Annotated in this window: 9 protein-coding genes; 4 read left to right on the forward strand and 5 right to left on the reverse strand. The window is 58.8% G+C overall.

Annotation, left to right across the window (positions count from 1 at the left end):
* On the reverse strand, positions 1–1,185 hold a 1,185-nt coding region (locus tag KF767_07685; protein ID MBX3017752.1), incomplete at its 3' end, for a hypothetical protein.
* A gap of 156 nt (positions 1,186–1,341) precedes the next feature.
* Here KF767_07685 and KF767_07690 point away from each other — a divergent pair.
* Both KF767_07690 and KF767_07695 read left to right on the forward strand, forming a co-directional pair.
* Positions 1,342–3,258 (forward strand): FecR domain-containing protein, encoded by a 1,917-nt coding sequence (locus tag KF767_07690; GenBank protein ID MBX3017753.1) that lies wholly within the window; start codon positions 1,342–1,344, stop codon positions 3,256–3,258.
* Positions 3,258–5,171, forward strand: coding sequence for a PAS domain-containing protein (locus tag KF767_07695; protein ID MBX3017754.1), 1,914 nt, complete (start codon positions 3,258–3,260; stop codon positions 5,169–5,171). Before KF767_07690 ends, KF767_07695 begins: the two co-directional genes overlap by 1 nt.
* Positions 5,172–5,174: 3 nt before the next feature.
* Here KF767_07695 and KF767_07700 read toward each other — a convergent pair whose 3' ends face one another.
* Entirely contained in the window at positions 5,175–5,585 is a 411-nt protein-coding gene (locus tag KF767_07700; protein ID MBX3017755.1) for a response regulator, read from the reverse strand.
* A gap of 79 nt (positions 5,586–5,664) precedes the next feature.
* Positions 5,665–6,525 carry a ChaN family lipoprotein gene (locus KF767_07705; GenBank protein MBX3017756.1) on the reverse strand — a complete coding sequence of 287 codons (861 nt, stop codon included), beginning with the start codon at positions 6,523–6,525 and terminating at the stop codon, positions 5,665–5,667.
* Between the two features lie 126 nt (positions 6,526–6,651).
* Between KF767_07705 and rpmG the strand changes: the two genes are divergently transcribed.
* Both rpmG and KF767_07715 read left to right on the forward strand, forming a co-directional pair.
* Complete coding sequence (rpmG, locus tag KF767_07710; protein ID MBX3017757.1) at positions 6,652–6,831, forward strand: 50S ribosomal protein L33; 180 nt, start codon at positions 6,652–6,654, stop codon at positions 6,829–6,831.
* Between the two features lie 12 nt (positions 6,832–6,843).
* Positions 6,844–7,395 (forward strand): dCTP deaminase, encoded by a 552-nt coding sequence (locus KF767_07715; GenBank protein ID MBX3017758.1) that lies wholly within the window; start codon positions 6,844–6,846, stop codon positions 7,393–7,395.
* 63 nt (positions 7,396–7,458) lie between these two features.
* Here the strand turns inward: KF767_07715 and KF767_07720 are convergent, their stop codons facing one another.
* Both KF767_07720 and KF767_07725 read right to left on the reverse strand, forming a co-directional pair.
* On the reverse strand, positions 7,459–10,449 hold the full coding sequence (locus tag KF767_07720; GenBank protein MBX3017759.1) for a hypothetical protein: 2,991 nt from the start codon (positions 10,447–10,449) through the stop codon (positions 7,459–7,461).
* Entirely contained in the window at positions 10,439–11,944 is a 1,506-nt protein-coding gene (locus tag KF767_07725) for a hypothetical protein (protein MBX3017760.1), read from the reverse strand. Before KF767_07725 ends, KF767_07720 begins: the two co-directional genes overlap by 11 nt.
* Between the last annotated feature and the right edge of the window lie 82 nt (positions 11,945–12,026).

Here is a 12,026-nt window from a genome sequence, read left to right on the forward strand (position 1 = left end):
GTTCGAGTTCACCTTCACGCGAATGTCGAAGCGTCCCTGCGCCACCCGTTGCGTCGCCTGGAAAAGCTGGGTCAGCGCGGCGGTCAGGCTTTTCGAAGCCACGAGCGAAATGATCACGGTCATACAAATCAGAACCGCGAAGAAGATGATCGATTTGCGGATCAGGATCGTCACCGCTTGCAGCGCCGCTTTCTTCGGAACCGCCGAGACGACCGCCAGCTGACCGAAGTTGATGCGCGCGAAGGAAACCAGGAAGCTTTCACCCTTCGGATCGACGACCTCTTCGGTCCCCGCGGGCTGGGGCGCTTCCTTCGCGTTCAGAAAACCGACGGCGAAGCGCGTCTCGAGAGCCTTGCCTTCGCTTTCGGACGGCCCGATCAGGATCCGGCCCTGGCTGTCGATCAAGAAATTTTCCGAAGCTCCGGGTGAACGGAACGCCTGGAAAAGATCCACCGACTTGGCGTAGATCAGAAAAATGTAACGGCGGCCGTTCAGGGGATCGTCGACGTACTCGCCGATCAGCAAGTTGTCTTCGTTCAGCGGAATCGCGACCAAACGTTTCGCGTGCGGAATCTGTTCGAGCAAATTTCCTTTGGATAAAATCTGTTCCAACTTCAACTGCGAAGCCGTCGGCTGCCCCGCCACTTTCGGCGCCGGCGGGGTCGGCACGGGAGTCGCGGCCACCGCCGGTTCCGTGAAAATACCCGAACCGGCGACGGCCCCGGATGCCGCCGTCGCCCCCGACCCGGCCTCGACCGGCGAACTCGCCGAAGGGACCGGTGTCGGTACGACGGCCGGAGCGCTCACTGGACTTGCGGCGGGCATATCCCGCGAAACCATCGCGCGCTGGACGAAACGCCCTGTCTCGTCCTGGGCGAAAGCCGCAACCCAAAGAAGCGGACTCTCAACTTGAAGCAAACTGCGCGAGACCGGACCGAAGACCTGGCGCTCACCGAAGTCCTGGAGAATGGGCCGGGCCGAAGTGAGGATCGAGTTTAGATCCGTGGAGGTCTGCTGGCTTAACGTCTTGGAGAAGGCGCTCGTGCCTTCGAAAACGTACGCAATTTTGTCGTTCTGAAAGACTTCGATCGCAATGTAAAGATATGCCCCGAGCACGCACAGCGGAAGCAGCGTCAAAAGCAGCAAAATTTTAACTCGAATCGAGAGTGATCTGGGCTGCGACATGGGTGCATCTATTTCACGATTTTTTTTCGCGTTTGTCGACTGGTCCAGGACCTCTGTCCCTGAATGTTTTCGACCTAAAACCGAAAAGAATCCAAGAGCTTGATGATGTTACAGCAGTTTGATTCCAAAGAACGATCGATCCTATTGGGAGCCCTCTTGGCTCTCGTCGGATTGCTTTTTCTTTTGTACGACGATTCGCTGTTGATGGATTCACTCAGTGAACGTGACATCACTCCCATCGGACAAGTCGTTCCCATCACGAACGACGTTCGTCACAAGCAGAATCAAGATTTCCAATGGCGCAACGTACGACGCACGAGAATTCTGGGCTGGGGCGACGGCGTATTCACGGGCGCGAAATCTTCGGCGCGGGTTGAGCTGAACGACGGAAGCGAAATCACGCTGCAGGAAAACTCGCTCGTGGTCTTCGTGCCGGGACAGAAAGATCTGACCCTGGATCTGAAATTCGGTAGCGTGAAATCGCAGATCGCCGACAACAGCTCCCTCATGATTCAAGTCGATGGGGAAACGCTGAGCCTGAACGGTCAGAACGCGGTCGTCGAAATCGGCAAGAAGGCCGGTGAAGACGTCGCGATCAAAGTCGTCTCGGGTGAACTGAACATCGAAGACAAAAACAAAACCAAACAGCGCGTCTTGGCCGGCGAAACCGCGGGCGTGAAACCGACACCCACGCCCAAGCCGACCCCGAAACCGACTCCGGTCGCGACGCCGCCCCCTACGCCCACTCCGACTCCCACACCGGTCCCGACGCCGACACCCACCCCCACACCGGAACTGCCCGCGCAAGTCGGTATCGAGTGGACCCAACCGCGCAACCGTTCGCAGTACCAGATCAGCCTCGATGCGGACGGGAATCCCTCGGAAAAAGCGCGCGTGCAATTCAACTGGGTCATCCCCGCGAACAATCCCGTCAAGGGCGTCGGCTACGACATTCAGGTCGCGAAAGATCCCGCCTTCAAAACACCGATGGTCGATCATGGCATTCGCAAGTCGCAGGCCCGCTTCGAGTTCACGACCGAAGGAAAATACTACGCGCGCGTCCGGGTGAAACTGGATCCCGAATCCGACGAGGCAAAAACCGTAAAGACACCTTGGAGTTCACCGCTCGAGGTGCAGGTGAAGTTCCGCGAGGCCCCGACACTCGAGGCCCCCGTGCTCGCCAAACCGCAACAGGTCATCGACGGTGACGCGCAGAAGTCCGCGGAGCTGCAGTGGTCGCGCGTCAAGGGCGCGAAAAATTACCGCATTGAATTTTCGAAGAGCGCGACCTTCGGTCCCGACGTCGAGAAACAAGATCTCGATGACAACAAACTCAACTTCCGCCCGAATCAAGGCGGTCAAGTCTACTACCGCGTGCGCGGCTTGACGAAGGACGGGAAACCCGGTCTGCCGTCGATGGTGGGCTCGGTCGAAACCAGCATCTCGACACCCGTGCTGAAACCGATCGACAGCGTCAAGACGTTGGGTCAACGCCCGAACGATCCGCCGTCGCAGGTCGAACTCAAGATGCTGTGGTCGAAAGTCACGATCGCCCAGGGCTACGAAGTGAACATCTCGCCGAACGCGGATTTCCGCGACCCGATCACGTTCAACACGAAGGCGACCAAGGGCGCGCTCAAGGTCACCAAACCCGGAACTTACCATGTTCGGGTGCGCGCCCTGAACGGTGTCTCGGAACCGATCAGCCCATACTCGAACGTCGAGCAGTTCATCTATGAATATAAGATTCCGCTCGGTTCGCCGGTTTTGAAGGAACCGATGAACAATGTGACACTTTTCTTCCAGGACAAAGACACCGTCTATTATATGGGGTGGACGAAAGTCCGCGAAGCCACCCGCTATCAGGTCGAAGTGTCCACGGACGAGGCGTTCAAACGACCGCTCATTTCAGTCCGGACCGACGATCTCCGATATTTAGTAAGACAAGCGATGCCCGCCGGTAAACTCTATTGGCGCGTCAAAGCGGAAAACGACGAACGCGAATCGCATTGGAGCGAGGTGCGTTCGCTCACCATTTTCAACGGTCGTAAGGCCGAAGGAAACGGCAACTGATGGATCTGAAGATTTTCGATACGCTGCTCGAACCCACGTTCGTCCTCGATCAAGAGGGCCGGGTTCGCTATTGCAATGAGCCCGCAGCGCTCATTTGCGATCAAAGCGTGCGGAAACTCATGCGCTCCCGTCCTTATATTAAGGAGCTTTTCCGCTTCACGGAAAACATCGAGGCGCTGAACGACATCACCCAGGTCCAGGACGCCTCGCCCTACCAGGAAACCTCATTCGAAATGGACGGCGGCAAAACCGGTCGCGTGCAGCTGACATTGCAACCCCTGCCGCCCGATCCCGAAGACGGATCGCCCCGGTGGCTGGTGTTTTTCCGTGACGTGACTCTTGAAGAAACGCTCCAGCGCAAATACCGCGCGGAACTCGAGAAAAAAGAGCACGTCATCCAAGCGCTCGAAGAGGCGCAGAAAAAACTCGAAGACTACTCTCGCAACTTGGAAAAGATGGTCGCCGAGCGCACCGCGCAGTTGAGCGCGATCAACTCGCAAATGAAGGCGCTGCTCGACAGTTTGGGTCAGGGTTTCCTGATCTTCGATCGACAAGGGCGCTGCCTGGAAATCGCCTCCAAAGCCTGCGAACACATTTTTGAAACCGATCCGCGCGGCAAAAGCATCCACGAGGTGCTGCGCCAATCCGAAAACGAAACGAAAGCCTTCCAGCGTTGGATGGCGACCGCTTTCGCCGAAATGCTCCCGTTCGAAGACCTGGCCCCGCTGGCCCCTCCCAAATATGCGCACAGCGGTTACCGGTCGATCGATCTGGGGTATTTCCCGTTGCGCACCGAAGGCGGCGCGATCGAAGGTTTGGTCCTCGTCGGCACCGACGTGACCGATCTGGTCCGCGCGCAAAAGCAAGCCGAGTTGGACCGCGCGCAATCGAAGATGGTCCTCGAACTCGTGAAAAACCGCCGCCAGGTTCTGGGCTTCATCCGTGAAGCGGAAGCGATCATCGGCGAAATTCATGAACAACTCGAAGCCCCCGAGCCCGCGTATGACGTCACCTTCCGCGCCCTCCACACGCTGAAGGGCGGCGCCGCGAGCTTCTCGGTGCAGGATCTGGTCGACCGGATTCACGAAGGCGAAGAGATCTTGGGGCACTGGCACGAAAGCCCCTCGGCCGAAAATCTATCGCCCTTGCATCGCCAAGTGGGCCTTATCGACGAAAGTTTCCGGCAATTCCTGGCGAATACCGACGCGATCCTGGGTTCGCGCGGCGAGGCCGGCGGCGCGACCCGCGAAGTGCGGATCGAAGAGCTGCGTAAATTCTATGACGGGCTCAAAACCCCCGTGATGCGCACCCGCTTCTTCGAAGGCTTTCTGACCGAAAAATCGGCGCAAGTTTTCGCGCATTTCAACGACACCGTGCAGAGCGCGGCTTCGCAGCTGGGGAAAGTCGTCCTGCCGCTTTCGATCGACACGCCCGACTTCGCTTTCTGGCCGGAGCCCTACCAACGCTTGATCGCAAGCCTCGTGCACGCGTTCCGCAACGCCGTCGATCACGGCATCGAAACGCCCGACGTGCGCGAGCAACGGGGCAAAAACCCGGCGGGACGTATTTCACTCACGCTCGAAAAGAACGGTGAACGTCTGCTCTTGCGCATTCAAGATGACGGTAACGGCATCGATCCGTCGAAAATCCGCGACCGCTTGGCCAAAAAAGGTTTCGACACCAGCGTCGAATCCGACGCGCAGGTCATCCAACACGTTTTCGATTCCGAGTTTTCGACACGGGATCAAGTGACGGCCCTTTCGGGACGTGGCGTGGGTATGGATGCGATCAAACACACCGCGAACGAACTGGGCGGTCGGGCGTGGGTTACCTCGGTCCCCGGACAAGGCACCGCGTGTATGGTCGACGTTCCGTGGCTGACGGACGTTCCCGCTTTCCTTAAAGTCGCATAATTTCTATTTTGCGGCGGCAACCTTCGCCCACACGGCGCGAAGTTTTTCTTCAAAAGATTTCGCCGCGAACGGCTTCACGATGTACTGGCTGACACCGGCGAGAATCGCTTCGGTGACCTGATCGCGCTCGGATTCCGAGGTCAGAAGAATGAAAGGGGTTTTGCCAAGAGACTCACTCGCGCGGACTTGGCGCAGAAACTCGAGGCCGGTCATCTTGGGCATATTCCAATCCGACACGATGAGCTCGATCGGCAGTCCCACGGACGCGGCGTTCATCACCAGATTCAGCCCCGCTTCCCCGTCCGACGCCTCGACGATATTTTTGAAACCCAGCGCTTTGAGCTGGTTTTTCACCAAATCGCGGATGGTGGGCATATCGTCAACGACAAGAACCTTCGTGGTCGGTGGGAACATATGGATCATTCTCACGAAATTTCCCGCCCGACACAAGCGGGTTGATGGGGGATCGTCCCGCCCGGGCTTTGATCCAGGCCTAAAAACGCGAGATCCAAAGGAAGTCGGCGCGGGGACCGTAGACTCCCGTCGGGCGCGTGGCCTCTTCGATCTCTTCGGCGCTGGCGCCTTCCACATTCAACTGCGAGAGCGTGACCACCGCGTTCGCGCCGCGCGCACGCAGCCGATCCGGAAGTCCACCGCCGTACTGCACGTGAAACTCGCCCACGATGATGACCAGCACCTGCGCCGGATCGCGACGAAGCGCTTCGAGCGCCTTCCACGCCATCGTGTCGTCCCACAAGCTTTGCGCCAGAAAGTAGCGCTCCAGGGCATCGCCCTTCGGACCGTGCCCGCCCATGGCGTTTTGGAAGCGCTCGAAATAGCCGTCATTCCCGCGCGAAAACTGCGGCGGTAAAAGCGCGTACTCTTCCGCACTCAGCGACTCCAGCCCCCCACGCGCGATCTTGGAGGAGAGAACGCGGGGCGAATTGAGCGCGTAAGTCCATCCCTCACCGCCCAAAGAGAAGCGGATTTGCTCGCGGTAGTAGGCGAAATTCGAACCGCCCCACCCCGCCTCCTTCAAGAAATCCGCTTCCGCGAGTTCCCCGCGCAGATAGCGGTCGAGCGCGTCTTGCGCCGGGTATTCAAGGAACTCCATCCCGACGCTGACTTTGAGTCCGCGCCCGCGAAGCTCTTGCAGCAGCGCCACATGCTGCGCGCTGTGAACCGCATTGTCGTGGGCCTCACCCAGAACGAGGATCGTCCCCGGAGCCACTCGGTCCGCCACATCTTGAAGGGTCTGCGGCCGCAGGTTTTGACCGTCTTTCAGTTCTTGAGCGTGGGCCACGAAGCCCAAAAGGATGATCAAGATCGAGGCAATCGCGCGAATGAGGGGCATGGGACCTCCGAGGCTGGGCATAGCCTCTTCCCGAAGAACGGGCAAGCCCCGCGAAATCAGAAGCCTTTTTTGATCTTGCAGGGGTCCGTAAAGTTTGCTAGACCCACCCTTTCTGTTGAGGAAATTATGGCAAAAAAGAACGCACGTATCATCGTCACTTTGGAATGCACTGAAGCTCGCGGAGAGGGCAAACCCCCGTCGCGCTACACGACCAAGAAGAACCGTCAAAAGACTCCGGGTCGTCTTGAGAAAAAGAAGTACAATCCGAATCTGAAGCGTCACACTCTGCACCGCGAAACCAAGTAAGTTCCGGCTTACATGATTCTCACGGATCAGGAAATTCTGAATTCTATCGAAAAAGGCGAGATCGTGATCTCGCCTTTTCGTCGTGATTGCCTCGGATCGAACTCCTATGACGTGCATTTGGGCGCGGCCCTGGCCCGTTACGAAAACGAAGTTCTCGACTCCAAATCGCACAACACGATCAAACACTTCGAGATCCCTCCCGAGGGTTTCGTGCTGCAACCCCATGAGTTTTACTTGGGCGTGACCGAGGAATACACCGAAACGCTGAAACACGTTCCTTTCCTCGAGGGAAAATCCTCGGTGGGCCGCTTGGGGATCGATATCCATGCGACCGCGGGCAAAGGCGACGTCGGTTTCTGCAACTATTGGACGCTGGAAATTTCGGTGAAGCAGCCCGTCCGCGTCTACGCGGGGATGCCGATCGGTCAGCTCATCTATTTCGAAATCAAAGGGGAGATCATCAATCCCTACAACAAAAAGCCCTCGGCCAAATACAACGAGAAGAAACCCATTCCCGTCGAGAGCATGATGTATCTGAATAACTTGCCGACGGGCTGGCGCTAGAAGCGCTCATCGGCGTGATCAAAAACAAAAAACCGGAAAGGCTCCCTTTCCGGTTTTTGTTTTTTAGCGCGAGCGTTGATCGCCGCGATCTTCCTGTTGGATTTGTTTCTTCGCGGCCGCGTTTCCTTTGCGGACGCTGTCGGCGATGAATCCCAGAATGTTCGAGATCCGGTAGCGATCGGCCGAGATCGGCCACTTGTCCTCTTTGTTCACCCAGTTCGACGCGAAGTCGAACTTCTCCCAGAAGGTTTCCGGCGGTTTGCCGTTAACGAGGATATAGGCGTAGGCCGCCTTGACGTAGCTTTCGTCATCCAGATTCGAGACCTTCTTCAGCAGGGTTTGGAACATCGGATACGCGCGCATCGCCTCGGTGCGATCCAAGACCGCGTTGCCATCGCGATCCCACCGGCGGAAAAGCGATTCGATGTATTGAATCACGTGGGGCACGAGCGAAAGCTCGGTCGACTTCGCGATCCGCTGGGCATTGGGCACCCAACCGGACGCACGCAAGACCTCGTCGAGCAAGGCGATATTGCGAGCCTTATCCCCTTGGAAAAGTTGGACCATCCGGGGCATCGCCGCGAAGGCCTTGCCCGAGCGACGGCGCATCACTTCCAGCGCGCAATCGACACCGTAGTAAGGGGTCTTCGTATTTTTCACGCGGCAGTGCGTGTGGATATCGGCCTTCATCTGACCGTAAACCGTTTGTCCCGACAGAATGAGGATCGCGAGCGTCCCCGCCTCGTTGTAGTCGAGGAAGTTGTCCCCGTCGGAATAAGGCGTGAAGAGGTTTCCCTCGAGGAAACGGCTGGTCGCGAAGGTCGTATTGGTCGGATCGATGAGGCCCATGCTGACGAGTCCCGGCCGGAACTCCATGAAGGCGCGTTGGAACTGCTCTTCGGTCAGTCCATGCAGTTTGTCCGCCGACGAGGTGCTGCCGTAAGCGCGAATCGCCCAACGTACGCCCGCACGCAGCAGATTGATCCGGTTCAAAGACGACTCGGAGTACGCGATCTGCGAGCCCGCGCCCAGGAACAGACGCCCCTGGGCGTCGAACGCGAGCGGTACCGGGCCTTGCACCAGACGCATCATCTCGGAATCGCCCAGGCTGTCGTTCTTCGCGAAGGCGCGCTGAAGGTCGCCGTGGCTCAGGCGGGGGTCCGCCGTCAAAAGCGCGTCCATCTTCTTTTGCACCGAGAAGTAGACTTTCAGTTCGTTGTTCACGACCTGCAGCCCCACCGGGCCCAGGCCCGTTTGGTATTTGCCACGCGCGCGATCCGCCGGCGGCGTGAGCGCCCGCTTGATCAGAATCGGGATCAAATCATTGGCCGCGTCGGCGGGGAAGACCTCGGGCCAATAGCCGGCGGCATCGAAGGCTTTCACCGCCGATTGCAGCTCGCTGACCGAGATCCCTTTGGCTTCGCCGCGACCGCGGGCCCGGAAGGTCGCTTCCAAAACGTCGCTGAGTCCCCGCACCCAAATCTCGAACTGGGGAAGGCCCGGCGAACGGAAGAAAGAAGCGTCTTTCAGGAAATATTCATACTCCAGCAGTCGCAGGTAAGCCTTGCCGAGGACTTCCGTCAAAAACGGCCAGTCCGCCTGCTTCACGATGCTCCCTTCGGTCGCGAGCACCAAGGCCTTCGCCTTCAGGGCGAGGGGCATCAGCTTCTGGATCCGGGGCGAGAAGGCCTCTTCGGGCTTCTTCGGCGGGAACGCGAGCTCGAAGGATTCGATCAAGCGACCGAAGTCCCGCAGGTCATAGTCGCTTTCCAGCAGCGGCGAGAGCACCTGCATGAACTCGAGCACGCCTTTTTCGGCGCCTTCAAATTCGATACGGGCCTGGGAATTCGGCAGCAGCTCGGGCTTCCACTTCCCTTCCAGGATCAGCGAGTTTTTGAGTAGCAGGTTCGCGAGCGTGCGGAAGTTTTCGAGTTTCACGCGCGCCCGGCTGAGGTCCGCGGGTGTCAGGGCCGAGATCTCGCCGCCGAAAAGGAGCTTTTTCACCTTCAAGATTTCGTCGACGAAGGACTCGGGAATTGTGAACTGCGGGAAGACGTCGGCCACCGCACGCAGTACGGAGATGATCTCGTCCCGCTGCAATTGCGCGCTCGCTTTTTGCGTCAGGATGTCGCCGACCATGCCGAGCAGATCGTCCACCGAACGGAAGACCAAGATCAACTCGGGGTCCTTTTCGCGGTGGGGGTTGTTCTCGAAGAAATAGTAGTAGCGCAGGTACTGCAGGTAGCTGCGGGCGCCCAGGCCCCCGAACTTCCGCCAGTCCTTCGGTTGGATAACGGCTTCCTGCGTGCCCGTGAGCGCGCCCTTCAGGCGGGTCAGAAGCGGCAGCATACGTTTCAAATTCTTCGTGAAAGACCAATCGGTCTTAAAAACCTTCTGGAGCTCTTCCAGAAGCACCACGAAATTCTGGATTTCGTACTTCTGCTGCTGAGGTTCGATCAGCGCGGCGAGTTTTTCGACGCTCGCGGTGCCGACGGCCTTCGCGGTTTCAAAACGGGCCAGATCGGCTGCGAAGTTTTTGTCGCCGGTCACTTTCCAGTTCATGGACAAAAGCTGCATCTGCGGCAAAAGCTCCAGGCTGAGCGCACGCATCTGGCGTGCGAACTCACGCAGCTTCGTCAGCTCTTCGCGGGTCATGAGCTGGTTATCCCCACCGACGAACAGCTGCTTGAAGCGCATGATCTCGACCAAAAGGCGGTCGTTGATTTTGACGTCAGGATCCAGGAAGTAGTCCTCGAAGAAACGCGCCACTTCGCGCGCGGTATAGTGCCGCGGATTTTCACCGCGAACTTTGCGCTCGAAAAGCCCCAGGGCGTCGTCGAAGCAGGTCCACGCCCCCGAGACTTTGTCCGCGGGCGCGCTGCCGTCCATGAAACCCACGATGATCGGGGTCAAACCCGAAAGGCAACGGGCCTCTTGACCGAGTTTGGTCTCGGGCGCGGCCGGTTTGGCGGGATCCTCTCCCCAAGGCACCGTACACGAGGTCAGAAGTGAAAGCGAAACAATCGCCGCGCTCAGCTTGAGCTTAGAAGACATAGGTAAGCCCTCCGTAGACCCGGTCGTTCTGACGGTAGTAGTTCAGGAAACGGGTGTCGCCGTTCGTGACCGAGCTATCGTCCACGCCGAGCGAGTCCCCGCCCACCACCGCGATCCACGATCCGCGATGGTACGAGACTTCCATATTCCACTGCGAACCGCGCTGATCGAAATCGCGCAGGTATTTGAGCCCCAGATTCCAACGGGCGCTCAGGCCCGCTTTGCCTTCCACGGTCACCGCGTTCGTGTAGTTCAAGCGGTGCGGGATCAGGCTCGACTGCTGCTGACCGGCGGCATCGTAATCGAGCGTCGGCTCGGCGTCGGCCTTCAGGTAAGCGAGGCGTCCCTGCAGCGGCAAGGTCGTGAACGGCACGCGCAGATTGTGTTGATCCCAACGGATCGTCGTCGCGCGCAGCGGGCGCGGCGACTGCTGGATGAAGTCCGTGGCCAGGCCTTCGCTCGAGCGCGGGTTGTCGATCTTCGCGGGCGTCGGGCGATCTTGGACGTGGCTCAAAACGACTTCGCCGCCGTCGAATTGCAGGCCGAGATCGAGCCCGGTCACCAAGTGCCGCTGGGCCAGGGGGCGGAGTTCGACCTCGCCGCGCGCCTGCTGATCGGTGGCGGTGCGGAAGTTCGCATCGTATTTGAAGAAGAGCGTGTTGATCGCTTTGTCCGCGACGGAAAGACGCGCCCAGGGACCGGTGTCGGTACGGCCGACACGGATCTGACCGCCGATCGCGGGCTGGCTGATGAGCTCTTGAATCTGCGGGATCTCCAAGCGGTAGTACAAACGTGTGGGACGGCCGATGATCTCGGACTGCGTGGGGATCGAGCGGAACCAACGCGACTCAGAGGTGATTTCGCCGTTGCGATCCGCGACCTCGGGGGTCATGGTCGGAATGAATGCGGGAGAGAAAAACGCCTGCGCCTGCAGGTAAGTGCCGTTCGCCGCCAGGAAAAGCCCCATGAGTCCCTGCTGCTGAATGCGCAGAGCATCCATGGCGAACGTCGGATTCCACAGGTTCATATTCCAAACGCGGTCGGCGTCGTTCCACGCGGTCAAGTGACGACCCAAGCGCAGACTGAATTGGCGCGACGGACTCGTCATCGCGACCGAGGCTTCGTAAACCGAGATGTAGCTGTAGTTCAGATTCAGCGAGCGACCGGCGGCCAGATCCATTTGCGCACTGAGGGTGTCGCCCTCGTTCAGCGAGGTCCCCGCTTTAAGCCCCGCCTCCATCATGTTCGACTGCGAAAGATTCTCTTGGCCTTGCAGCAGCGTCGGATACTGCATGGATTCGAAACGCACGTAAGCATCCGCGCCCGTGGCGTCGCCGGTGACTCCGGCTTTCTCGAATTGCAAACTGCTGGATGAAGTGAGACCCGCGGGTTCCGCGTGCGCGAAGATCGAGAGCAGACTGAGGCTCAGCAGTGCACCGGCGAAGCGCTGGGCTTGACCCGTGAAACGGCTGACTTTTAACGACGTCTGGCTCAATCGGCCCCCTTCTTGAGCTGGCGCTCTAATGAAGAGAAAAAACAAAGTCGCGTCAACACTTTGGCTTCGCAGCATACCCGAT

Source organism: Pseudobdellovibrionaceae bacterium, assembly GCA_019637875.1.
Lineage (GTDB): Bacteria > Bdellovibrionota > Bdellovibrionia > Bdellovibrionales > Bdellovibrionaceae > JAHBUW01.

Excerpts from the sequence above, each read along its gene's own strand:
- KF767_07695 (MBX3017754.1), top strand. The coding sequence starts at position 3,258 with ATGGATCTGAAGATTTTCGATACGCTGCTCGAACCCACGTTCGTCCTC.
- KF767_07700 (MBX3017755.1), bottom strand. The coding sequence starts at position 5,585 with ATGTTCCCACCGACCACGAAGGTTCTTGTCGTTGACGATATGCCCACC.
- KF767_07705 (MBX3017756.1), bottom strand. The coding sequence starts at position 6,525 with ATGCCCCTCATTCGCGCGATTGCCTCGATCTTGATCATCCTTTTGGGC.
- rpmG (MBX3017757.1), top strand. The coding sequence starts at position 6,652 with ATGGCAAAAAAGAACGCACGTATCATCGTCACTTTGGAATGCACTGAA.
- KF767_07715 (MBX3017758.1), top strand. The coding sequence starts at position 6,844 with ATGATTCTCACGGATCAGGAAATTCTGAATTCTATCGAAAAAGGCGAG.
- KF767_07720 (MBX3017759.1), bottom strand. The coding sequence starts at position 10,449 with ATGTCTTCTAAGCTCAAGCTGAGCGCGGCGATTGTTTCGCTTTCACTT.